This is a genomic window from Pseudogulbenkiania sp. AW2-16 (genome assembly GCF_056824575.1).
The window spans coordinates 466,123-489,114 of the sequence record NZ_CP157668.1 but is presented as its reverse complement, the minus strand read 5'-3'; the positions used below and the strand labels follow the sequence as shown (position 1 = coordinate 489,114).

The following is a 22,992-nucleotide window of genomic DNA, read 5'->3' as shown; positions in this document are numbered from 1 at the left end:
GCCATGTCGGCATGACGATGGCGGTTGCGAGGGCGGGCGGGGCTGGCTTAGCCGGCGTGTTCGTCGCCCTTGTCGCGGCGCGCGCTGCCGGCCACCAGCGGGATGGCGAACAGGCGGCATTCCAGGGCGCCGTTATAGAGCGGCACGCGGCGTTTCACCTCGAGTCGGATCAGCTTGGCCAGGCGCAGGTCACCGGTGAAGAAGTACGCGGTCCAGCCGGCGAAGTGCTGCTTGAGCCAGTCTCCCAGCTGCGGGTAGAGCGCGGCCAGCGCGTCCTGTTCGTCGAGACGCACGCCGTAGGGCGGGTTGCTGACGATCAGGCCGTTCTCGCCCTGCGGGCGGGCGTCGAGCACCTCGCCGGTGTTGAGCGTGACGACCTCGGCCAGGCCTGCCGCCTGCAGATTGTGGCGGGCGATCGCGGTCATCGCGGCGTCGCGGTCCGAGCCGTGGATGGCAAGCGGGGCGAGCGGCTTTTCGGCCAACCCGGCGTCGAGCTGCAGCGCTTCCCACGCGACCGAATCGAAGTCGCGCAGACGCTGGAAGGCGAAGCGGCGGTTGCGGCCCGGCGCGCGCTGGAGCGCGATGTCGGCGGCTTCCACGAGGAAGGTGCCGCTACCGCACATCGGGTCGATAAGGGGCTGGCTGCCGTCGTAGCCGGCCAGCAGCAGGATGCCGGCGGCGAGGTTCTCGCGCAGTGGCGCCTCGCCGGTTTCCTCGCGCCAGCCGCGCTTGAACAGCGGCTCGCCGCTGGTGTCGAGGTAGATCTTGGCGGTGTCCGGGGTCAGGAACACCTGCACGCGCACGTCGGGGGTGCGGGTGTCGACCGAGGGGCGGCCGAGGCCGGACTGGCGGAAGCGGTCGCAGATGGCGTCCTTCACCGTCAGCGAGACGAAATCGAGGCTACGCACCTGCGAGCCGACGCCGTCGGTCTTGAGCTTGATGGTGCGGCTGACGTCGAAGAAGCGCGGCCAGTCCACCTGCATCGCCAGCTGGTTGACGTCGTGCTCGGAGGCGTAGCAGCCTTCGGCCACCAGCATCAGCACACGGCTGGCGGTGCGGCTGTGCAGGTTGGCGCGCATCATCATGCTGGCGTCGCCGCTGAAGCCGACCCCACCATCGGTTGGCTGGATATGCTGCGCCCCCAGAGCCGTCAGTTCGCCAGCGAGCACCTCTTCGAGGCCGCGCGGGCAGGGGGCGAACAGCGACAGCTGGACCTTGCGGCCGACCGTCAGCGGGGCGCTGGGCGCCGGCTGGCGCGGGCCTTCCGGACGCACTCCGCCGGCAAACGGCGTCGCGCGGCTTTCGCGTGCCGCCGGGCGCGCTTCGGCGTCGCCGGCGCGCTTGATGAAGCCGGGCTTTTTGGCGCCGGTCGGGCTCGGGGTGAACAGCGGGGCGTCGTCACCGGCTTCGGTTTCGCTGCGACCGGCATCGTAACGGGGGCGCGACTCGTGGCGCGCCTGCGGCGCCGGCCGATCATCTTCGCGGCGCGGAGCCGGGCTGGCGGTCTGGTCGTCCTGCTCCTTGGGCCGGCTGATGAAGGTCGGCTTTCTGGCTCCGGTCGGGCTTGGCGTGAACGGCAGCGCCTCGTCTTCCTGGCGGCTGTCCGCTTCGTGGCGGCGTGGCTGATCGGAGCGGTCGCGACCGAAACGCGGCGGCTCGTCGCCTTGGCGTTTGCCGTGCTTGGCGAAGCTTTTACCTTCACGGCGCGGCGCGGGGCGACGCTCCTGCCATTCCCCCTGGGAGCGGGATGGACCGGAACGCGGCTGTTCGGCGGTATCGCGCGGTTCATTCTTGCCGAACGCGGCGCTGTCCTTGCGCGACTGGCCGTAATGGCGCTTGTTCCGGTCGAAGCCCTGTTCCTGCCCCTCGCCCTGCTGGCGCGCTTGGCCGAAGCGCGGCTTGTCGCCGAATTGGCGGCGCTCCTGCTGGCCGAAGCCTTCGCCCTCGCGGCGCGGTCCCGGACGACGTTCCTGCCCCTCGCCCTGCTGACGCGGTTGGCCGAAGCGCGGCTTGTCGCCGAATTGGCGGCGCTCCTGTTGGCCGAAGCCTTCGCCCTCGCGGCGCGGTCCCGGACGACGTTCTTGCCCCTCGCCCTGCTGACGCGGTTGGCCGAAGCGCGGCTTGTCGCCGAATTGGCGGCGCTCCTGCTGGCCGAAGCCTTCGCCCTCGCGGCGCGGACCCGGACGGCGTTCCTGCCCTTCGCCCTGCTGACGCGGTTGGCCGAAGCGCGGCTTGTCGCCGAATTGGCGGCGATCCTGTTGGCCGAAGCCTTCGCCTTCGCGACGCGGCGGCTTGCCCTGGCCATGCGGCCGGCTGTCCGGCTTCCGGTCGAAATGCCGGCGCTCTTCCTGGCGCGGCGGCTTGCCGGCCGGGGCATCATTGCCGGTCGTGGGAGCGGCTTGAGCACTGGCGGTCGCGGTGGGTCTGGTCGCGGCGTACGTTGGCGCGTTGGCGGGAGCGGAAGCTGGACATGGAACATCTCGTGAAAATCAATCCCCTATTTTAAGCCAGATCGCCCGGCGGCGCTTGGAATTCCCATGCCCAATGCCGCGCTGCGTCTTGGTCGCGTCAGGGCTTTGCAGTACCATGTCCGGTTCGTTTCTCAGCAGGAAAAGCAGCATGGAAAGCGCCTTCGCCGAGCGCCTGATCGCCTGGCAGCAAACTCACGGACGGCACGGACTGCCGTGGCAGGTGAGCGATCCCTACCGGTTATGGCTGTCGGAAATCATGCTGCAGCAGACCCAGGTGAGCACGGTACTGGGGTATTACGCACGCTTTCTCGCGCGTTTTCCCGACGTCGCCAGTTTGGCTGCAGCGCCGCTCGACGACGTGCTGGCCCTGTGGAGCGGCCTCGGCTACTACACCCGGGCACGGAATCTGCATAAGGCCGCGGGCATGGTGATGAGCGAGTTCGGCGGGCAATTCCCGCAGCAGCGCAGCCAGATCGAGCGTCTGCCCGGCATCGGCCGCTCCACCGCGGCGGCGGTCGCCGCCTTCGCTTTCGGCCAGCGCGAGGCCATCCTCGACGGCAACGTCAAGCGCGTGCTGACGCGCTGCTTCGGCGTCGAGGGCTTTCCCGGGGAGAAGAAGGTCGAGCAGCAGTTGTGGGCGCTGGCCGAATCGCTGCTGCCAAATCAAGGCATGACCGCCTATACCCAAGGCATGATGGATCTGGGCGCCACCGTCTGTACCCGCAGCAAGCCGGCCTGTACCGTCTGTCCGATGGTCGATCGCTGCGTCGCCGCGCGCGACGGGCGCTGCGCCGAACTGCCGGCGCGCCGGCCGAAGAAAGTGGTGCCGACGCGGCGTACCGTGATGCTGCTGGCCGTGCACCAGAACCGCGTCTGGCTGGAGCGGCGTCCGCCCAGCGGCATCTGGGGCGGCTTGCTGTCGCTGCCGGAGTTCGAGACTTCCGAGGCCGTCGAGGCATGGCGGCGCGAGCGCGGCCCGGGCGACCTGTTGCCGGCCTGGCCCGAGCTGGAACACGTATTTTCGCATTTCCGGCTGATCATCACCCCGCAGCCGTTGCGGCTGGAGGCTCTGGACGGGCGCGTGGCGAAGGAAGAAAACGGCAGCTGGCTGGCGCTGGACGAGGCTCCCGATGCCGGGGTGCCGGCCCCGGTGCGCCGGCTGCTGCACAGGTTGGCCGAAGAGCGCTGAACCTTCAGCGTGCGATGTTGACGAAGAGGACGGCCAAGCGGCCGTCACGAGAATAGAGAATCATGGTTTCCGTAGTCCGTTCCGTAGCCGATACCCTGGCTGGTGCCGCCGATCCGCAGCGCTGGCTCGAGCACCTTTCCGCCTCGCAAAACGAGGCCGACCGCAGTGCGCTGGCCCGCGCCTTCAACAGCGCGCGCGAGCTGTACGCCGGCAAGCGCCTGACCCAGACCGGCGAGGACGTGTTCAGCCACGCCGTATCGGCCGCTGCCATCGTCGCCGACCTCGACCTGCTGACCGACGCCGTGGTCGCCACGCTGCTGTTCGCCGTGCCGGATTTCCGCGAAGACTGGCACGAATGGATGACGATCGAATTCAACCCCACCGTCGTGGTGCTGGTGGATGGCGTCAACCGCGTGCGCCGGCTCACCGAGATCGCCCGCATCGACAAGCTCGACACCCCCGAGGAGCGCGCGCGCCAAGCCGAGACCATGCGCAAGATGCTGCTCGCCATGGTGGCCGATATCCGCGTGGTGCTGATCAAGCTGGCCTGGCGCACCCAGACCATGCACTACCTGACCGAATGCCCCGAACCGGTGCGTCGCGCCATCGCTCAGGAAACCATGGACGTGTTCGCCCCGCTGGCCAACCGTCTCGGCGTGTGGCAGATCAAGTGGGAGCTGGAAGATCTGGCATTCCGCCATATCGAACCTGAAAACTACAAGAAAATCGCCAAACTGCTCGATGAGCGCCGCCTAGGCCGCATCGACTACATTGCGCGCGTGCTGGACACGTTGCGCGGCGAATTGCGCGCCGCCGACATCAACGGCGAGGTGGCCGGTCGACCCAAGCACATCTATTCCATCTGGAAAAAGATGCGCAAGAAAAACCTCGACTTCTCCGAGCTGTACGACATCCGCGCCGTGCGCGTGCTGGTCGAATCGGTGAAGGACTGCTACACCGTGCTGGGCCTGATCCACAGCATGTGGCAACCGGTGCCGGGCGAGTTCGACGACTACATCTCGCATCCCAAGGCCAACGACTACCGCAGCCTGCACACCGCCGTCATCGGCCCGGAAGACCGCGTCATCGAAGTGCAGATCCGCACTTTCGACATGCACGAACACGCCGAATTCGGCGTCGCGGCGCACTGGCGCTACAAGGAGGGAGGCAAGGGCGATGCCGCCTACGAGGAAAAAATCTCCTGGCTGCGGCAACTGCTCGACTGGCGCGAGGAGGTCTCCGACCGCTCCGGCCTGACCGACGCCTTCAAGACCGAGCTGTTCTCCGACACCATCTACGTGCTGACTCCCAACGGCCGGGTGCTGGCGCTGCCCAGCGGCGCCACCGCGATCGACTTCGCCTACGCCATCCATACCGACCTCGGCCATCGCTGCCGCGGCGCCAAGGTGGAAGGGCAGATCGTGCCGCTGTCCACGCCGCTGCAGAACGGCCAGCGCGTCGAAATCCTCGCGGCCAAGGAAGGCGGCCCCAGCGTCAACTGGCTGCACGAAGGCTGGGTCAAGAGCCATCGCGCCATCGCCAAGATCCGCCAGCACATCCGGCTGCAGAACGCCGACGCGGTGCGCGAGAGCGGGCGACAGCTGTTCGAGAAAGAGCTGGCGCGCCACCCCAACCTGCAACCCAACCTGGCCGCGCTCGCCGAAAAACTCGGCTTTGCGCGCATGGACGAACTCTACGGCGCGCTCGGCCACGGCGAGCTGTCGATCCGCTCGGTCGCCCAGGCGATCGAGAGCTTCGCCCCGCCGCCGCCGCCGGACATCGCCCCGGAAGACCTGGTCAAGCGCAGCAAGGGCGGGCACAACGCCGGCGGCATCCTGATCGAAGGCATCGACAACCTGATGACGCAGCTGGCGCGTTGCTGCAAGCCGGCGCCGCCCGACGCCGTGGTCGGCTTCGTCACCAAGGGGCGCGGCATCTCGATCCATCGCGCCAACTGCCTCACGCTCAAACGGCTGTCGGCCGATGCCCCCGAGCGCCTGATCGCCGCCGACTGGGGCGAGCAGAAGACCAGCGTGTTCCCGATCGACATAGAAGTGATCGCGCATGATCGCAACGGCCTGTTGCGCGATATTTCCGACGTCTTGTCGCGGGAAAAGCTCAATGTCATTGCCGTGAACACGCTCTCCAAGGATCTCAAGGCGCGGATGCGTTTCACCGTCGAGGTGCGGCAGGTCAACGACATCAACCGTGTCCTGTCTCATGTGCTTGATTTGCAAGGAATTCTTGAGGCTAGGCGAGTGTGATTCTGGCGTCAGTTGCAAATTTATACTGCACTGCACAAAAAATACTTGCGTAATCGATCACATGTGCCGATAATCGGTACTGCATCAGGACGTTACATGCAACGTGTGCGTTTTGGTGTTGTCTCCTCCATCCTCCTTCTTAGGTGGAACTTGGCGCAATCTAACGGTTGCGCTTTTTTTTGCCTTTTGCACAAGCCCCAGGTGGCATTTCTGGTGCTTTGAGACACCCGTTACAACACTTTTCCGAGCTCGCCTCACCTCGCCTTTTCTGTTGCCGCACAAGGGTTTGACAGTCCCCAGGCACTGTAATAGAATCCGGAACTTTCAAGAATTTACGATGGAAGAGCTCCATGAAGACCTTTTCTGCCAAGCCGCATGAAGTAAAGCGCGAGTGGTACGTGGTCGATGCCTCGGACAAGGTGCTGGGTCGCCTCGCGGCCGAAGTTGCCCGCCGTCTGCGTGGCAAGCACAAGCCGGAATTCACCCCGCACGTTGATACCGGCGACTACATCGTAGTCGTTAACGTCGACAAGCTGCGTGTTACCGGTGCCAAGGCACTCGACAAGAAATACTACCGTCACACCGGCTATCCGGGCGGTATCAAAGAGCGTTCCTTCACCGAACTGCAAAACCAGTTCCCGGAACGTGTTCTGGAAAAAGCCGTCAAGGGTATGCTGCCGAAGGGTCCGCTGGGTTACGCCATGATCAAGAAGCTCAAGGTATACGCCGGTAGCGAACATCCGCACACTGCTCAGCAGCCGAAAGTGCTGGAATTCTGATTTAGAGGCAAAAGATGAACGGTAAATATTACTACGGTACCGGCCGTCGCAAGAGCTCGGTAGCGCGTGTATTCATGCAAAAGGGTTCCGGCCAGATCATCGTCAACGGCAAGCCGGTTGACGAGTACTTCGCCCGCGAAACCGGCCGCATGGTGATCCGCCAGCCGCTGGCTCTGACCGAGCACCTCGAGTCGTTCGACATCAAGGTGAACGTGGTTGGTGGCGGCGAAACCGGCCAGGCCGGCGCCATCCGTCACGGCATCACCCGTGCCCTGATCGACTTCAGCGCCGAGCTGAAGCCCGCTCTGTCCCACGCTGGCTTCGTTACCCGCGATGCCCGTGAAGTCGAGCGTAAGAAAGTCGGTCTGCGTAAAGCACGCCGCGCCAAGCAGTTCTCCAAGCGTTAATCCGCTGCTGGACTGGATCGAAAAAGCCACCGCGAGGTGGCTTTTTTGTTTTGTTGCGTTGGCTGGTTACTCTACTTAGACTGTCGTCTTTGCGACATTGTTTTACAGCTACGAGGAGTTGGGCATGATCAAGGTGGGTATTGTCGGTGGCACTGGGTACACCGGGGTGGAACTGCTGCGTCTGCTGGCCGGGCATCCGGCGGCACACGTCACCGCGGTAACCTCGCGCAAGGAAGCCGGCATGCCGGTGGCCGAGATGTTCCCGAGCCTGCGCGGTCGTGTCGATGTTGCCTTCTCCACACCCGAGGAGGCCAAGCTGACCGAGTGCGACGTGGTGTTTTTCGCCACCCCGCACGGTGTTGCCATGGCGCAGGCGCGCGAGCTGCTGGAGGCGGGTGTCAAGGTGATCGACCTGGCCGCCGACTTCCGTCTGAAGGATCCCGCCGTGTTCCAGCAGTGGTACGCGATGGAGCACAGCTGTACCGACCTGTTGGCCGAAGCCGTGTACGGGCTGCCGGAAGTCAACCGCGAGGCGATCAAGGCCGCACGCCTGGTCGGCATGGCCGGCTGCTACCCGACCTCGGTACAGCTCGGCCTGCTGCCGCTCCTGGAAGGCGGCAAGCAGCTGATCGACGTCGACACCCTCATCGCCGACTGCAAGTCCGGCGTGTCCGGGGCCGGGCGCAAGGCCGAGGTCGGCACGCTGCTGGCCGAGGCCGGCGACAACTTCAAGGCCTACGCCGTCAAGGGGCACCGCCACTCGCCCGAGATCATGCAGGGTCTGTCGGCGATCCACGGCGCACCGGTCAAGCTGACCTTCGTGCCGCATCTGACACCGATGATCCGCGGCATCCATTCCACCATCTACGCGCGCATCCGCCCCGAGGCCAGTGCGACCGACTTCCAGGCCTTGTTCGAGCAGCGTTTCGCCGCTGAACCGTTCGTCGACGTGCTGCCGGCCGGCAGCCATCCCGAGACGCGCTCGGTACGCGGCTCCAACACCGCACGCATCGCGCTGCATCGGCCGGGTAACGGCGACCTGTTGATCGTGTTGGTGGTCGAGGACAACCTGGTCAAGGGTGCTTCCGGCCAGGCGGTGCAGGTGATGAACCTGATGTTTGGCCAGCCGGAAAACGCCGGTCTCGATATCGTCCCCTTGCTGCCGTAAGTACGGCGGACAGGGCAGGGACACGTCAGCAGTCGGAGGCTTTTTCGCCGCCGTGGATATGGGGTGCGGCTTTTGCACCCACCTGCCGTATTGAAAACTGGCCAGCCGGCCTAATATCCGACTAAAATAGTAGGATGAAAGCCGTGCTGACGGCATTTGTTTGTTTTGTGAGGTAAAAAATGACTGCTACGACCGAAATGCCGAGCCCGATCGCGTTCACCGACAGCGCCTGCTCCAAGGTGCGCGACCTGGTGGCGGAAGAAGGTAATCCGGACCTGAAACTGCGCGTCTTCGTGACCGGCGGTGGCTGTTCCGGTTTCCAGTACGGCTTCACCTTCGATGAAATCGTCAACGAAGACGATACCGCCATCGAGCGCGAAGGCGTCACCTTTCTGGTCGACCCGATGAGCTACCAGTACCTGGTCGGCGCCGAGATCGACTACCAGGAAAGCCTGGAAGGCTCGCAGTTCGTGATTCGCAATCCGAACGCCGAGACCACCTGCGGCTGTGGCTCGTCCTTCTCGGTATAAGCAATCCACGCTAAGATAATACCCGGGCTTCCGCCCGGGTTTTTTTATGTGGACTTCATGATCAAGCTGCCATCGATTGCCCTGCCCAAGGTCGAGTACACGCGTGAATTCGCCTTCAATGATGCCGATTTCGAACGCATCCGCAAGCTGATCTATCGCGAAGCCGGCATTGCCCTGAATCCTTCCAAGAAGGACATGGTGTACGGTCGCCTGGTGCGGCGCATCCGTGAACTGAAGCTCTCCAGCTTTGCCGCTTACCTCGACCAACTCGAGTCCGCCTCCGGACGCCGGGAGTTCGAGCAGTTCGTCAATGCGCTGACGACCAACCTGACGTTCTTCTTTCGTGAAGAACACCATTTTCCCATTCTCTCCGAGCACCTGAAAAAGAAGGCGCAGCAGGGGGAGCTCTCCATCTGGTGTGCCGCGGCCTCGACCGGCGAGGAGCCGTACTCGATCGCGATGACGGCGCTGGAGAGCGTGCCGGGGGCGCGCGTGTCGATCACCGCCACCGATCTCGATACCACGGTGCTGGAAACCGGCCGCAAGGGCATCTACCCCGCTGACAAAATTGCACGTCTGCCGGCTGGGCATGCCACGCGTTTTTTGACAAGCAGGGCGACGGCAGCTACCAAGCCAAGGCCGCGTTGCGCAGCATGATCAGCTTCTCGCGCCTCAACCTGATCGACAGCACCTGGCCCCTGCGCAAGCAGTACGACGCCATCTTCTGCCGCAACGTGATGATCTATTTCGATCGCGATACCCAGCTCGCCGTACTGAAAAAGTTCGCGCCGTTGCTGAAGCCGGATGGCCTGTTGTTCGTCGGTCATTCCGAAAACTTCTATTTTGCCGCCGACCTGTTCAAGCTGCGCGGCAAGACCGTGTACGAGCTGGCCGCCAATGGCGCTGGCCGTTCGGCTTGAACATGTGCCAGCGCCGCCCTAGCGCCCGGGCCGTGCCCGGTGGACATGCCCCCCTCTTTGCTTCCGTGAACGGGGTTCTACGATGAAGGTGGTGGTGTTGGGGGCGGGCATCATCGGCGTCTCGACGGCCTGGTTCCTGGCGCGTGACGGACACGAGGTGGTGGTGCTGGAGCGGGCGACCGGTCCGGCGCGCGAGACCAGTTTCGCCAATGGCGGACAGATCTCGGTAAGCCACTCCGAGCCGTGGGCGCAGCCGTCCACCCCATGGAAAGTGTTCAAGTGGTTGCTGCGGGAAGATGCTCCGCTGCTGTACCGGCCGCGCTTCGACAGCGCCCAGTGGGCCTTTGCGCTACGCTTTCTGCGCGAATGCCTGCCGCAACGCGCGCATCGCAACATGCTGTGCATGCTGGCGCTGGGGCGCTTCAGCCGCGACACCTTCGCGCTGATCCGCGAGGAAACCGGCATCGCCTTCGATCACCTGGCGCGCGGTATCGTGACGCTGTTCGAGTTCCGCCGGGATCTGGAGCAAGCCTTGCGCGCGGCCGAAACCATGCGCGAGTTCGGCGTCGACAAACGGGAGATTTCGCGCACCGAGCTGCTGCGGATCGAGCCTGCCCTGGCAGCCAGTGCCGACCGCATTGCGGCGGCCTGCTACTGCGACAGCGATCAGTCCGGCGATATCCACAAATTCACGTCGGGGCTGGCTGCGGCCGCAGCGGCCTTGGGCGTGGAGTTTCGCTTTTCCACCCGCATCAACGCCTTGTTGGCCGAAGGCGGCGACGTCGCCGGGGTGTCGGTGACTCGCCCGGATGGCTACTTCGAGACGGTGCGCGCCGATGCCTACGTGCTGGCGCTGGGCAGTTACAGCACACCGATTGCGCGCAGCGTCGGTCTCGCGCTGCCGGTGTATCCCGCCAAGGGCTATTCGGTCACTCTGCCCATCCGCGAGCCCGCGGCGGCGCCCACGGTGGCGCTCACCGAGGAAAGCTACAAGGTATTCATGTCACGGCTGGGAGACCGCCTGCGCGTGGCCGGCACCGCCGAACTCGCCGGTTACTCCTCGACGCTCAACCCGGTGCGCTGCGGCCTGCTGGTGCAACGCGCGCGGGCGTTGTTTCCTGACGCGTGCGACTGGGAAGGGGAGCTTCAGTACTGGACCGGTCTGCGGCCCGCCTCGCCGGGCAATGTGCCGCTGATCGGGCGTACCCGCTACCCCAGTCTTTATCTGAACACCGGCCATGGCACGCTGGGCTGGACTGAAGGTCCGGGCTCGGGGCGGGCGCTGGCCGACATCATCGGTGGGCGCCGCCCGCCACTGGATTTTCCTTTTACCGGCTGCTGATGAGGCACTGGCCTGGCTTGTGACGCACAGGCGAGGTCGATTGCCATGGCAGCGCAACTTGGCAGGATAGAACGATGCAGGACATGACCCCCTTTCAACTGTTGGGCGGAGCCGGCGTGGTACGCTGGCTGACCGACCGCTTCTACGACATCATGGACAGCGACCCCTCCGTGAAAGCGCTGCGCGATATGCATCCGGCCGACCTGACCGAGTCGCGCGACAAACTCTACATGTTTCTGTCGGGCTGGCTCGGCGGCCCCTCGCTGTACATCGAAAAGTATGGCCATCCGCGTCTGCGTGCCCGGCACATGCCATTTCCGGTCGACAGCGCCGCCCGTGATCAGTGGATGTCCTGCATGAGTCGTGCCATTGCCGACCTGGTGGTGGAGGAAGCGCTGAAAGAGAAGCTGCTGGAGGCCTTTTTCAATACCGCCGACTTCATGCGCAATCAGCAAGAATAAACGAATAATTGAAGATGAAATAACTACTTGAATGAATTTAGGGATGATCCATGCTGATATGAGTAGCGGCTTTCCGTCGACCTTGCAGGACGATCGCCATGAAATACTCGTTGTGCTGGATCTCTGTGCTGTGCGGCTGTTTTGCCATGCCGGCACTGGCGAAATGTCCCGAGGGCGCGTGGATGTGCGCAACGCCGGGAGCGGCCTATGCCGGCAAGAGCGAAAGCCGGATTGCTGCTACCGAGACGGTGGTGTTGCGCTCGGGCGCGTTCGCTCTGGAGCGGATCGATTCGCCTGGCGGGCAAAGTCTCGATCTGCGGCCTAGCTGGCGTCTCGACGAGGATACCCGCCTGTCGCTCAAGGTCACCAAGCACCAGACCGAGTTGCGCTTGAAGTGGCAGTGGTAGCGAACGATCAGCACAACGCCTTGTGCCAATAAAAAACGGCCCGCATGCGGGCCGTTGCCTTTGTCGGGCTCAGTGCGGCCGGTGGCCGCGCTCTATCATGACCCCGACCTGTTTTACTCCCGGCAAAATGCCGAGCTTGGTTACCGAAACCTTGACCCATGGCGCGCCGAAATCCTCGCGGATGACCTTGGCGATGTATTCCGCCAGCGCCTCGATCAGCAGGAAATGCTGCTCGGCCAGCGCCTTGCGCAGGCGTTCGACCACCACGCCGTAATGAATGGTATCGCCGATATCGTCACTATGGCACGGCACTTCGCTGGGGATGCCGATTTCCAGATCGATTTCGATGACTTGCGGGGCTTGCCGCTCCCATTCGTAGACGCCGATGACGGTGTCGGCGCGCACCTCGCGCAAGAAGATGATGTCCATTGGAGCGCGGCAGTTGGGGATTGCCGCCTGATACCGTAAAATTCGAAGTCTTGCATTTTAGTGGATATACGATGACCACGACAGCTTTTGCTTTTCTCGTGGCGGCCTACCTTATCGGTTCGCTGTCTTTCGCCGTGATCGTCAGCCGCCTGATGGGCATGGCCGACCCGCGCTCCTACGGCTCCGGCAACCCGGGGGCCACCAACGTGTTGCGCAGCGGCAAGAAGCTGGCCGCCGTGCTGACCCTGCTGGGCGACGGCATCAAGGGCTGGGTGGCGGTGGCGCTGACGCAGTGGCTCGGCCCGCGTTATGGCCTGGGCGAGCAGGCGGTGGGCATGGCCGCCATCGCGGTACTGGTTGGTCACATGTGGCCGGTATTCTTCGGCTTCAAAGGCGGCAAGGGGGTTGCCACCGCCGTGGGCGTGCTGTTTGGTTTCAACCTGTGGCTGGCGCTGGCCGCCGTGGCCACCTGGCTGTTCATGGCCGTCGTAGTGAAGATTTCCTCGCTGTCGGCGCTGACTGCAGCGGTATTGGCCCCGGTCTACGCTTTCTTCATCGTCGGGCCGCACAGCGTCTACTTCGGCAGTTCCATCATCATCGCCATTCTGGTGGTGCATCGTCACAAGTCCAACCTGATCAAGCTGCTGACCGGGCAGGAGGGCAAGATCGGCGAGAAGGCCGACGGCTCAGCCGGCAACGGATCCGGCGGACAGTAACTGTCAGGATGAAAAAAGCCGACGTAATGTCGGCTTTTTCATGTCTGCAACGCGTAGAGGGTCCGGTCCGGCGCCTATCCCTCCGACAGCACCCGCAGGTGCGCCACCACGCTGCGCGCCAGTGCCGACAGGTCGTAGCCGCCTTCCAGCACCGAGACGATGCGGCCCTCGGCGTGTTGTGCGGCCACCGCCATCAACTGCCGCGTCACCCACTCGTAATCCGCCTCCACCAGTCCCAGCGATCCCATGTCGTCCTCGCGGTGCGCGTCGAAGCCGGCCGAGATGAACAGCATCTGCGGCTGGAACTGGTGCAGTGCCGGCAGCCAGACGTTTTCCACCGCCTCGCGGAATTCGCGCCCGCCACTCCCGGCCTTGAGCGGCACGTTGTGCATGTTGGGGCCGAGCGGCTGGTCGCCGCAGTAGGGGTAGAACGGATGCTGGAACGTCGACACCATCATCACCCGTGGATCGTCACGGAAGATCTGCTCGGTGCCGTTGCCATGGTGCACGTCGAAGTCGATGATGGCGACCCGCTCCAGCTTGTAGTAAGACAAAGCATGGGCCACGCCGACGGCCAGGTTGTTGAAGAAGCAGAAGCCCATGGAGCGGTCGCTCTCGGCATGGTGGCCGGGCGGGCGCACGGCGCAGAAGGCGTTGGGCGCCTTGCCCTCGCACAGCAGGTCCACCGCCTTGACCACGGCGCCGGCAGCACGGAGCGCAGCCGGCAGCGTACCCGCCGACATCGCGGTGTCGGGGTCGATGCGGAAGGTGCCGACCGCGGGCGCGCAGGATTCGATGTATTCGACGTAGCGGGGCGGATGGATGCGCGCCAGCTGCTGGTCGGTGACCAGCGGCGCCTCCACCTCCTGCAGGAAATCGAATAGCTGCGACGCCATCAGTTGGTCGCGAATGGCGGTAAGCCTCTCCGGACATTCCGGATGGCCGACCCCCATATTGTGCAGCAGGCAGTCGGAATGGGTGATGTAGGCGGTCAGTCCGTTGTGCGGCAGGCGGTTTTTCAGCCAGTTGAACACGAGCGTTTCCTTGTTGCGTAGAATGGGACGCAATCTATGACTTTTTGATAAATAGTGCTCGGAACCTCCCGGAAATGCAATCTCTCGCCTTTGCTTATCGTCAACTAAATGCGTTGTTGCTCGGCAAGAGCGATGCCATCAAGCTGGCGCTGGCCTGCCTGGTCGCCCGCGGCCATCTGCTGATCGAGGATGTGCCGGGGGTTGGCAAGACCACGCTGGCGCAGGGGCTGGCGCGTGTGCTCGGGCTCGACTACCGGCGCGTCCAATTCACCAGCGACCTGTTGCCGGCCGATATCGTCGGCGTCAACATCTTCGAGCGCGAAACCGGCACCTTCCGCTTTCACCGCGGCCCGGTCTTCGCCCAGGTGCTGCTCGCCGACGAGATCAACCGGGCCTCGCCCAAGGTGCAGTCGGCCTTGCTGGAGGCGATGGAGGAGCGTCAGGTATCGGTGGACGGCGAGACACATCCTTTACCGCAGCCGTTTTTCGTCATCGCTACCCAGAATCCGCTCGAGCAGGTTGGCACGTTCCCCTTGCCCGAGTCGCAAATGGACCGCTTCCTGATGCGTATCGGATTGGGTTACCCGCCCCCACAGGCGGAGCGGGCCTTGCTACTCGGTGAGGAGCGGCGCCGGGTAATGGAGGAACTGGTTCCGGCCCTGGAGCCGCTGCCGTTGCTGCAATTGCAGGCGCAGGCCAGCCGGCTGACCGTGAGTCTGGCACTGGCCGATTATGTCCTGGCGCTGCTCCAGGCCACCCGGCAGGGGCGCCGTTTCGCCCAGGGGCTGAGCCCGCGCGCCGGGCTGGCCCTGGTAGCTGCCGCGCGGGCCTGGGCCTTGCTGGAGGGGCGCGATTACGTATTGCCGGATGACGTCAAGGCAGTGTTTCCTGCTGTCGCCGGTCATCGCCTGACGACCGCGCCACCGGGGGAGGGCCGGTGTCGGACGATGAGCTGGCCGCGTTGGTGGCGGGCGTTGCGATTCCGTAGCCACCTGCAGGCCTGGCTGGTACGCCGCCTGCCGCCTTCCGCGCAGTGGACGCTGCGCCATCAGCGTATCTACCTGCTGCCGACCTCATTCGGCTGGATGCTGCTGGGGGTGGCATTGGCAATCTGGGTCGGCGCGCTCAATTACGCGGTCAGTCTGGCCTATGCCTTGTCATTCTGGATCATCGGCCTGTTGTTGGTGTCGGTGCTGATGGCGTATCGGCAGCTGGCGGGATTGACGCTACAGGCCGGGACAGCCGACCCGGTGTTTGCCGGGGAGGTGACGCACTTTTCGGTACGGCTCGATAATCCCTCGGGCTGGTCGCGTACCTTGCAGGGCCACCTGGCCGGAAGTACCGGGCGCGCCTCGGCTTGCCAGTTGTCCCCCCACTCCAGTGTGTGGTTATCGCTGCCACTGGCCACCACGCAGCGCGGCCTGCTCGCGATGCCGGCGCTGGCTCTCAGCAGCGATATCCCATTCGGACTGATCCGGGCGTTTGCCTATGTCCGTTTGCGGCAGCAGGCACTGGTCTATCCCGTGCCACTGAGCGATGTGCTCGGCCCCCGGCAAGGTGCGAGCGGGGAGGGCGAGGCGGTGTCGACGGCGGGAGACGACGAGTTTTCCCATTTAGCGGCCTATCGTGACGGCGACACGCCGCGCCAGATCGCCTGGAAAGTTCTCGCCCGACGCGATGTCTTGACGAGCAAGCGCTTTGCCGGCGCGGTGGCGGGTGGCTGTCGCGTGCTGGATTGGCACGACTATCCGCCAGGGGACGATGCCGAGTCGCGGCTGTCGCGGCTGGCCTGGCGTGTGTTGGAGTGCGAGCGTGAACAGCACTGCTACCGGCTGCGTGTGCCGGGCGCGGAGGTTGGTCCCCAGCCCCATCAACGGGAACAGGCCTTGGCGTTGTTGGCTCGCTATGGAGAGACGCCATGACCGGGAGCGATGCGCTGCGCCGGGTGTTGCCGGTGTTGCTCACACTGGCGGTCACCGCCGCACCCCTGGTGCGCTACCTGCCGGGCTGGGTGGTGGGCTTGTCGGCGGCAATGCTGCTGGCACGGGGCATACTGCTGTGGCAGCAGCGCCAGTTACCGCCGCGCTGGCTGGTGGCACTAGCGGTGGCGGTGCCGCTGGTACTGCTGTGGCTGACCCTGCGCACCCTGATCGGGCGCGAAGGCGGCAGCGCTCTGCTGTTGTTGCTGGTTGGCTTCAAGGCCTTCGAGACCTTCAGCCTGCGCGACTGGAGGGTGTTGCTGGCGTTGGGTTTTTTCCTGGCAGCGACGCCCTTGCTGTTCGACCAGTCGCCCTTGGCGGCCGGCTGGCTGGTGCTGAGTCTGTTCAGCCTGACCTGGGCGATGGCGGCGCTGCACGGCAAGCAGCCGATACTCACCAGTTTGCGGGCCACGTTGCAGGCCTTGCTGCTTTCTCTGCCCCTGATGCTGGTGCTGTTCGTGGTGATGCCACGTCTGCCTGGGCCGTTGTGGAGCATTCCGGCTGCGAGCGCTACGGCCAGCAGCGGGTTGGCCGAAGACATGGCTCCGGGCAGCATCAGCCAGCTGATCCCCAGCAATGAACCGGTTTTTACTGCCGTCTTTGCCGGGGCTGCGCCGCCGAGGCGCGATTTCTACTGGCGGGTGATGCTGTTCGACCAGTTCGATGGCCGCCGCTGGTTCAATGCCGGGGCGGTAGACGAACCTGGCGGCCAGGTGCTGGGGGAAATTCTGTCAGTTACACCCTGACGGTGGTGCCGGACAAAGGGCGGGTGCCGGTACTCGACCTGCCGGGTGAGGTGGCGGAAGGGCTGCGCGAGCGTGCCGGCATGGTCTGGCGGCAGCCGCGTCCCAGCGACACCCGCATCCGCTACCGGACGGGCAGCCACACCGGTGCCCTGCTGGCAGAACCCCTGGATGCCAGCCATCTCGCCTACTACCGCCATCTGCCGGCAGGCAATGAACGCACGCGTGCCCTGGCGGCTTCGATACGGGCGCGCAGTCAGGGCGATGAGGGCTATATCCGGAGCCTACTGGAGCATTTCCGCCTGGAGAACTTCCGCTATACCCTGTCCCCGCCTCTGCTGGAGGGGGGCATCGTCGACCAGTTCCTGTTCCAGACGCGGCAGGGGTTTTGCGAGCATTACGCCTCGGCGTTCGCATTCCTGGCTCGTGCGGCAGGCATTCCCAGCCGCGTGGTGGTGGGGTACCAAGGAGGAGAATACAATCCTGCGGGGGGCTACTGGCAGATTCGTTCTTCCGATGCCCATGCCTGGGTCGAGGTCTGGCTGGCCTCGCGCCAGAGCTGGTGGCGTGTCGATCCAACCGCAGCGGTATCGCCGGACCGCATCGAGCAAGGCGTAGAACAGGCGGTACCGGCGGTGCGCGCCGCAGTGCCGATACTGGGTGGGCGGCCTCCCGCCTGGATCATGGCCCTGCGTCAGCACTGGCTGGCTGCCAACTTTGTGTGGCAGCAATGGGTGGTCGGCTATGATGCCGGCCGGCAACGCTCACTGTTCCGCTCGTTGGGCTTGGGGCCCGAGGTCGACACTGCTGCCGTACTCAAGGGGTTGTTGCTCGGCGCCGTGCTGGCGTTGCTGCCGCTCTGGTGGTGGTGGCGTAGCCTGCCGCCACGCGAGCCCTTGCTGGTGGGGTGGCTGCTGCTGGCGCAGCGCCTGCGGCGGGCAGGGGTGGCGGTGACGTCGGCAGATACGCCGGCCGAGCTGCTGCAGCGCGGGACGTCGCTGGGCGAGGCCGATCGCGAGCAATTGGCGGCCCTGCTGGATGCCTACGTCGGCTTGCGCTACCGTACCCGGGAAGAGGCTGCACCGCTGGCTGCACGGCGCTGGCTCAGAGGGGTGAGGCGTTTTCGCCCGTCGGCGAGGCGCTGAATGGCAAAACCCCGGCGCCCCGGGGTTTTTATCTGTTGCTGCTGCTGGGGAACCTGATTACAGCAGCAGGTCTTTGCCAATGCCCTTGCGACGCAGGATGCGACGCAGTTGCTCGAGTCCTTCGATCTGGATCTGGCGCACCCGCTCGCGCGTCAGGCTGAGGGTGCTGGCCAGTTCCTCCAGCGTGCAGATTTCATGGCCGTTCAGGCCGTAGCGACGCTCGATCACCATGCGCTGCTTGTCGTTGAGCTGGGCCATCCACTCGTGGACGAAGTTTTCCAGCTGGGTATTGTGCAACTGGATTTCCGGCTCGTCGTGCTGGTCGTCCGGAATTGACTCCCCGATCGACAGCATGGGGTCGATGTCCAGTGGCGCATCCAGCGAGGCCATCCGCTCGTTGAGGTTCATTACCCGGCGCACGTCTTCCACCGGCTTGTCGACCAGTTGAGCGATTTCCTCGACGCTGGGTTCTCGCCCGATCTGGCTTTCCAGGTGGCGCGAGGCGCGCAGGTAGACGTTGAGTTCCTTGATGACGTGCACCGGCAGCCGGATGGTGCGCGACTGGTTCATGATGGCGCGTTCGATGCTCTGGCGTATCCACCACGTAGCGTAGGTGGAAAAACGGAAGCCGCGCTCGGGGTCGAATTTTTCCAGCGCATGCATCAGCCCGATATTGCCTTCCTCGATCAGGTCGAGCAGGGCCAGGCCGCGGTTGATATAGCGTTTGGCAATGTTCACGACCAAGCGCAGATTGTGCTCGATCATTTTCTGGCGCGCTTCGAAGTCGCCTTGCACCACCAGTCGCGCCAAGGACTGCTCCTCCTGAGGGCTGAGCAGGGCATTGTTGCCGATATCGTTCAGGTAGATCTGGGTGACGTCGGCAATGTCGTCATAGGCGGATGCGGCTTCCTGCACTTCTTCACTGTCGGTTTCCGCGACAGTGTCGTCGCTAGCCTCTTCATCCGCGGCAATGTCGTCGTCGTCGAGAATGTCCAGGTCGTTGCTCATTTCTACCCCCTTCGCTGTGATCCGACGGGGACGCGTCCCTGTCAGGATGTGCTGTCAAGATATTGCAACGGGTCGACCGGTTTGCCGAAGCGGCGGATTTCAAAGTGCAGTTTCACTTGGTCCGCATCCGTATTTCCCATTTCGGCAATGGGCTGACCTTTCTTTACTGCCTGTCCTTCCTTGACCAGTAGCTGGCTGTTGTGTGCGTACGCTGAGAGGAACGTCTTATTGTGTTTGATGATGATCAGCTTGCCATAGCCCCTCAGGCCATTACCACTATATACCACCCTGCCATCCGAGGCGGCGAGAACAGGCTGGCCCATCCGCCCCGAGATATCCACTCCCTTGTTGGTGTCCGAGTAGCCGTGCAACACCTTCCCTTTCACCGGCCAGGCCCAGGCGATATCGCCATCGCCGCCTTTGTCCTGCGGCTCTGCCTTGGCCCCGTTTTCGGGCTTGGCCGTTCCTTGGGGCTCGGCCTTCGGCGTCGCCGGCACGATGGCGGGAGCTGCCGGCTTGGCCGCTGCCGGGGCGCTGCTACCCTCGCTTTGTGTCACCAGAGACTTGGCTGCTGCCTCCGAATAGGGCAACTTCAGCGCCTTGGGGTAGGCCTTGAGCGTTGTTTGCCCGTTCGTCGCCGCTGCCGGTGTAGCCGACGTCACCAGGCCTGCGCCAGCCGCCCTTGCAGGCTGTTTAGCTGGGGCGGTGTTGGTTTTGGTTGCCGGCTCGCTATCTGGCGGCGTCAGCCGCAACACCTGGCCTACCTTGATCTGATTGTCAGGCAGGTTGTTCCAGGCTGCGACGTCCTGATACTTGAGCCCGTTATTCAGCGAGATACGAAACAGGTTCTCGCCGGGTTGCACGATATGCGTCTTGGCCGCTTCCGTCCCGGTTTGCTCGGGTTTAATGCTGCCACCCTGCCGATACGGCGTGGTAACGGCGCCATTACCGCTTGGAGCAGGGGTGGAGACCGCAGGAGGCGGCGCACTTGTCGCGCCGGCCGGTGTTCTCGTCACCCCGCTTTCCACCGGGGCCGCCTCCTGGACCAGAGTACTGCAACCGGTGAGCAGCGCGGCCGTCAGCAAGGTGATCAGGGTCGGGACTTTTCGGTCAAGCTGGATTCGCATGCTGGTGATGTTATATGTCAATAAGTTAAAGTTTGTAAATCGCCGACCGGCAGCCCTGTGGCGTTTTTACCCGGTCAGCCACGACCGGGTAGAAGAGGAACGAATTTTACCGGGTCGAGCTTGGTTTTCTGCAGGCCCTGGGCGGTTTTCTCAATCAGCCAGAGGAATTGTTCGCCATCCCCCATCGGCATCACCAGCTTGCCGCCCTCGGCCAACTGGCTGACCAGGGCATCCGGGATGCTCTTCGCTGCGGCGGTCATGATGATGCCGTCAAAGGGCGCCGCCTCCGGCAGGCCAAGATGGCCGTCGCCATGTACCAGACGTGCGTGCACCAGGCGTGCGTTTCGCAGATGTTGTCTAGCTTTGTCCAATAGCGGCGCCAAGCGTTCCATCGAGAAGACCTGTGCGCCGGTTTTCAGTAGCACGGCAGTCTGATAACCGCAGCCGGTGCCAATTTCGAGAATTTTGCCGGGAGTGCGGCCCACGATCAGCAGTTCGGTCATTCGTGCCACCGTCAGCGGCTGCGAGATGGTCTGGGCATGACCTATTGGCAGCGACACGTCGTCATAGGCGCGGGTTGCCAGGGCCTGGTCGACAAACAGGTGGCGAGGGACCTCGTACATCGCTGCCAGCACCCGTTCATCGCGAATCCCGGCCTGGCGTAGCCGGTCGACCATGCGCATGCGGGTCCGGTCGGACAGCATGCCGTAATTCTGGCGCGTCGGTGTCAGCTGTGAAGCCATGTCTTGATTCCGTCCAGTTGGCCGTAGGCGGTCAGATCGAGCATCAGCGGTGTGACCGAGGCTTGGTTGTTGGCAAGTGCCCAGAAGTCGGTACCTTCCCCCGCGTCCTGCGCCGGACCGACCGGGCCGACCCAGTATACGGTATCGCCGCGCGGATTTTTCGCCTTAATAACCGGTTCGGCATAGTGGCGTCGCCCCAAGCGGGTAACTGTCATGCCCGCAAGCCGGTCAAGCGGAATGTCAGGGACGTTGACATTGAGTAGGACCGGGGCCTGAAACGGCGACGCCTGGAGGCGTTGCACCAGTTGATCGACCACCGCGGCGGCGGTGGCGAAGTGCGCCCCGCTCTTGCCGGCCAGTGATACCGCCACCGAGGGAATGCCGAGCAAAAAGCCCTCCGTCGCGGCCGCGACCGTGCCAGAGTAGATGGTGTCGTCGCCCATGTTGGGGCCGTGGTTGATGCCGGAAAACACCATGTCGGGACGAAAGTCCAACAGCCCCGTCACGGCGACGTGTACGCAGTCGGTCGGGGTGCCGTTGACGTAGAAGAAGCCGTTGGCGGCCTTGCGTACGCTCAGCGGCCGATCAAGGGTGAGGGAGTTGCTGGAGCCGCTGCGGTCGCGCTCGGGGGCCACGACCACCACCTCGCCATGCGGCGAGAGGGCTTCGGCCAAGGTGGCGATGCCGGGGGCAAAGTAACCGTCGTCGTTGCTGATGAGAAACTTCATGCCGTCTTCCTGGGGAACCCTGGTGATTGTATCGCTGCGTGGAGCCTGCTGAAAACCTTCCTGTCATGGCACCGGGTCGAAACAAGAAACCCGCCGAAAGGCGGGTTTCTGGGTCAGGCGTAGTAGCGTCGGCTGAATTCCAGCATGCGCTCGATGGGCACCCGTGCGGCGTCCATCTGTTCTGTGCTGAGGTAGTCGATGTGCGTACCACCGCCTTGCTGGGCGTGCTTGACGGCCTCGATGGTGTTCATCTTCATGTAAGGACAGGAGTTGCACTGGCAGCCGGCATAGATCGGCGCCTGGCGCAGGTCCAGATCCGGCCGGGCCTGGCTCATGTTGTACAGGATGCCGTCCTCGGTGGCGACGAAGATCACGGCGTCCGGACCTCCCTTGAACTGCTTGACCCAGTTCAGCATGCCCGAGGTCGAGCCGACGTAATCGGCGCGTTTGAGCACCGGCAGCGGGCTTTCCGGGTGGGCGATGAGGTGGGCTTCGCCGGTGACGGCATTCAGCGCTTCGTTGAGGGCGGCCTCATTGAACTTGTCGTGCACCTCGCATACCGCCGACCACAGCGGCATGTCGTAGCCGTACTGGTAGTTGAGGTAGGCGCCCATGTTGCGGTCGGGCGAGAAGATGACTTTCTTACCCTGCTCGTAGAGATGCGCGATAATGTCATCGACGTTGCGGCTGGTGACGATCCAGTCCGACAGTGCCTTGTGCTCGGCGCTGGAGTTGATGTACGACACATGGACGTAATCGGCATGCTCTTCGCGCCAGGCTTTCAGCGCGGCGACGTCGGTCTGGGTGACCAGCGAGCAGGTCGACCCTGCATCCGGCAGAATCACTTCGGCCTGGGGGTTGAGGATCTTGGCCGTTTCCGCCATGAAGCGGACGCCGGCGAACACAATGATGTCAGCCTCGGCTTCACGGGCGTAGAGCGACAATTCCAGGCTGTCCCCTACCTTGTCCGCCATCTGCTGAATTTCAGGCTGGGTGTAATAGTGTGCGAGTGTGACGACGCGTTTCGTCATGATGACCTTGGCTCCGGCCGCGCTGGGGAAGCTTCGGCATCTTCCTTTGACGCGGCGCAATGAAGGTTTGTATCTAAAGGGTAAAGATTAACAATATTGAGCCCGCCTTACCAGCCGCTACGTGCGCTTGATGCCAAAGGCAAGCCAGGTTGTGGCACAGGATGGTCCTTGTCAGGCCATGTCCCGCATGGTGGCGGGTTCTGGCGCGCTCGTCGGTCTGAGGGGCCGAGGAGAAGGGGCCGGGGTATGGCGGTTTGTCCACCACCTGGGCTGACAGTCCGGCCCGATGCCTGATTGTGGGGTTGGCGGTGCGCAGGCCCTCAATCGTCTTATGCCGCTTTTGTCGTGGTCGTAGCAGGACAGTGAAGGGT

General features: G+C 64.0%; 23 protein-coding genes and 2 pseudogenes. 16 read left to right on the top strand and 9 right to left on the bottom strand.

The features are described from left to right. Positions 1-47: 47 nt before the first annotated feature. Positions 48-1,274 carry a THUMP domain-containing class I SAM-dependent RNA methyltransferase gene (locus ABKF58_RS02345; RefSeq protein ID WP_482583261.1) on the bottom strand — a complete coding sequence of 409 codons (1,227 nt, stop codon included), beginning with the start codon at positions 1,272-1,274 and terminating at the stop codon, positions 48-50. Positions 1,275-1,448: 174 nt separating this feature from the next. Between ABKF58_RS02345 and ABKF58_RS02340 the strand changes: the two genes are divergently transcribed. Beyond that, complete coding sequence (locus tag ABKF58_RS02340; RefSeq protein ID WP_482583260.1) at positions 1,449-2,486, top strand: hypothetical protein; 1,038 nt, start codon at positions 1,449-1,451, stop codon at positions 2,484-2,486. Positions 2,487-2,489: 3 nt separating this feature from the next. Here the strand turns inward: ABKF58_RS02340 and ABKF58_RS02335 are convergent, their stop codons facing one another. Next, on the bottom strand, positions 2,490-2,621 hold the full coding sequence (locus ABKF58_RS02335; protein WP_255345168.1) for a hypothetical protein: 132 nt from the start codon (positions 2,619-2,621) through the stop codon (positions 2,490-2,492). Between ABKF58_RS02335 and mutY the strand changes: the two genes are divergently transcribed. From mutY to ABKF58_RS02285, 10 genes and pseudogenes are all read left to right on the top strand, one after another. Next, positions 2,620-3,660, top strand: a complete 1,041-nt coding sequence (gene mutY / locus ABKF58_RS02330) for an A/G-specific adenine glycosylase (RefSeq protein WP_482583259.1) — start codon at positions 2,620-2,622, stop codon at positions 3,658-3,660. The genes ABKF58_RS02335 and mutY overlap by 2 nt on opposite strands. A gap of 62 nt (positions 3,661-3,722) precedes the next feature. Continuing rightward, positions 3,723-5,924: a RelA/SpoT family protein gene (locus ABKF58_RS02325; RefSeq protein WP_482583258.1), complete on the top strand. Its 2,202-nt coding sequence runs from the start codon at positions 3,723-3,725 to the stop codon at positions 5,922-5,924. A gap of 350 nt (positions 5,925-6,274) precedes the next feature. After that, positions 6,275-6,703: a 50S ribosomal protein L13 gene (gene rplM, locus ABKF58_RS02320; protein ID WP_008953419.1), complete on the top strand. Its 429-nt coding sequence runs from the start codon at positions 6,275-6,277 to the stop codon at positions 6,701-6,703. Between the two features lie 14 nt (positions 6,704-6,717). Then, complete coding sequence (rpsI, locus tag ABKF58_RS02315) at positions 6,718-7,110, top strand: 30S ribosomal protein S9 (RefSeq protein ID WP_014085984.1); 393 nt, start codon at positions 6,718-6,720, stop codon at positions 7,108-7,110. Between the two features lie 124 nt (positions 7,111-7,234). Next, positions 7,235-8,278, top strand: coding sequence for an N-acetyl-gamma-glutamyl-phosphate reductase (gene argC / locus ABKF58_RS02310; protein WP_014085985.1), 1,044 nt, complete (start codon positions 7,235-7,237; stop codon positions 8,276-8,278). Positions 8,279-8,457: 179 nt separating this feature from the next. Next, on the top strand, positions 8,458-8,808 hold the full coding sequence (gene erpA, locus ABKF58_RS02305; RefSeq protein ID WP_008953416.1) for an iron-sulfur cluster insertion protein ErpA: 351 nt from the start codon (positions 8,458-8,460) through the stop codon (positions 8,806-8,808). 57 nt (positions 8,809-8,865) lie between these two features. Beyond that, positions 8,866-9,728, top strand: a pseudogene (locus ABKF58_RS02300) (CheR family methyltransferase). An 82-nt stretch (positions 9,729-9,810) separates the two neighbouring features. Continuing rightward, positions 9,811-11,070 carry a D-amino acid dehydrogenase gene (locus tag ABKF58_RS02295; RefSeq protein ID WP_482583257.1) on the top strand — a complete coding sequence of 420 codons (1,260 nt, stop codon included), beginning with the start codon at positions 9,811-9,813 and terminating at the stop codon, positions 11,068-11,070. 74 nt (positions 11,071-11,144) lie between these two features. Continuing rightward, positions 11,145-11,531 (top strand): group II truncated hemoglobin, encoded by a 387-nt coding sequence (locus tag ABKF58_RS02290; protein ID WP_014085987.1) that lies wholly within the window; start codon positions 11,145-11,147, stop codon positions 11,529-11,531. A gap of 98 nt (positions 11,532-11,629) precedes the next feature. Beyond that, positions 11,630-11,938 (top strand): hypothetical protein, encoded by a 309-nt coding sequence (locus ABKF58_RS02285; RefSeq protein ID WP_014085988.1) that lies wholly within the window; start codon positions 11,630-11,632, stop codon positions 11,936-11,938. A 69-nt stretch (positions 11,939-12,007) separates the two neighbouring features. Here the strand turns inward: ABKF58_RS02285 and folB are convergent, their stop codons facing one another. Then, positions 12,008-12,367, bottom strand: a complete 360-nt coding sequence (gene folB, locus ABKF58_RS02280; RefSeq protein ID WP_008953411.1) for a dihydroneopterin aldolase — start codon at positions 12,365-12,367, stop codon at positions 12,008-12,010. Positions 12,368-12,438: 71 nt separating this feature from the next. Here folB and plsY point away from each other — a divergent pair, with 71 nt between their 5' ends. Beyond that, positions 12,439-13,083 (top strand): glycerol-3-phosphate 1-O-acyltransferase PlsY, encoded by a 645-nt coding sequence (gene plsY, locus ABKF58_RS02275; RefSeq protein ID WP_014085989.1) that lies wholly within the window; start codon positions 12,439-12,441, stop codon positions 13,081-13,083. Positions 13,084-13,157: 74 nt separating this feature from the next. Here the strand turns inward: plsY and ABKF58_RS02270 are convergent, their stop codons facing one another. Further along, positions 13,158-14,117 carry a histone deacetylase family protein gene (locus ABKF58_RS02270; protein WP_008953409.1) on the bottom strand — a complete coding sequence of 320 codons (960 nt, stop codon included), beginning with the start codon at positions 14,115-14,117 and terminating at the stop codon, positions 13,158-13,160. 74 nt (positions 14,118-14,191) lie between these two features. On the opposite strand from ABKF58_RS02270, the pseudogene ABKF58_RS02265 reads away from it, so the two are divergent. The 4 genes and pseudogenes from ABKF58_RS02265 (at position 14,192) to ABKF58_RS02250 (ending at position 17,984) form a co-directional block, all read left to right on the top strand. Further along, a pseudogene (locus ABKF58_RS02265) lies at positions 14,192-15,105 on the top strand (AAA family ATPase). Next, positions 15,065-16,039, top strand: a complete 975-nt coding sequence (locus ABKF58_RS02260; RefSeq protein WP_482583256.1) for a DUF58 domain-containing protein — start codon at positions 15,065-15,067, stop codon at positions 16,037-16,039. The pseudogene ABKF58_RS02265 and the gene ABKF58_RS02260 overlap by 41 nt, the downstream one beginning before the upstream one ends. After that, positions 16,036-16,842 carry a TgpA N-terminal domain-containing protein gene (locus tag ABKF58_RS02255; RefSeq protein ID WP_482583255.1) on the top strand — a complete coding sequence of 269 codons (807 nt, stop codon included), beginning with the start codon at positions 16,036-16,038 and terminating at the stop codon, positions 16,840-16,842. The genes ABKF58_RS02260 and ABKF58_RS02255 overlap by 4 nt, the downstream gene beginning before the upstream one ends. Positions 16,843-16,847: 5 nt before the next feature. Next, positions 16,848-17,984, top strand: coding sequence for a DUF4129 domain-containing transglutaminase family protein (locus ABKF58_RS02250; RefSeq protein ID WP_482583254.1), 1,137 nt, complete (start codon positions 16,848-16,850; stop codon positions 17,982-17,984). A 57-nt stretch (positions 17,985-18,041) separates the two neighbouring features. Here ABKF58_RS02250 and rpoS read toward each other — a convergent pair whose 3' ends face one another. The 5 genes from rpoS to nadA all read right to left on the bottom strand — a co-directional run bounded on the left by rpoS (position 18,042) and on the right by nadA (position 22,621). Next, positions 18,042-18,992, bottom strand: a complete 951-nt coding sequence (gene rpoS, locus ABKF58_RS02245) for an RNA polymerase sigma factor RpoS (protein ID WP_008953405.1) — start codon at positions 18,990-18,992, stop codon at positions 18,042-18,044. 41 nt (positions 18,993-19,033) lie between these two features. Continuing rightward, a complete protein-coding gene (locus tag ABKF58_RS02240; protein ID WP_482583253.1) occupies positions 19,034-20,119 on the bottom strand; it encodes a peptidoglycan DD-metalloendopeptidase family protein in 1,086 nt (361 codons plus the stop codon). Positions 20,120-20,193: 74 nt separating this feature from the next. After that, the gene (locus ABKF58_RS02235) at positions 20,194-20,862 is read right to left on the bottom strand and encodes a protein-L-isoaspartate(D-aspartate) O-methyltransferase (protein WP_008953403.1); all 669 of its coding nucleotides are present in this window, start codon (positions 20,860-20,862) and stop codon (positions 20,194-20,196) included. Beyond that, a complete protein-coding gene (gene surE, locus ABKF58_RS02230) occupies positions 20,847-21,590 on the bottom strand; it encodes a 5'/3'-nucleotidase SurE (RefSeq protein WP_482583252.1) in 744 nt (247 codons plus the stop codon). The genes ABKF58_RS02235 and surE overlap by 16 nt, the downstream gene beginning before the upstream one ends. A gap of 113 nt (positions 21,591-21,703) precedes the next feature. Next, complete coding sequence (gene nadA, locus ABKF58_RS02225; protein ID WP_008953401.1) at positions 21,704-22,621, bottom strand: quinolinate synthase NadA; 918 nt, start codon at positions 22,619-22,621, stop codon at positions 21,704-21,706. Positions 22,622-22,992: the final 371 nt, after the last annotated feature.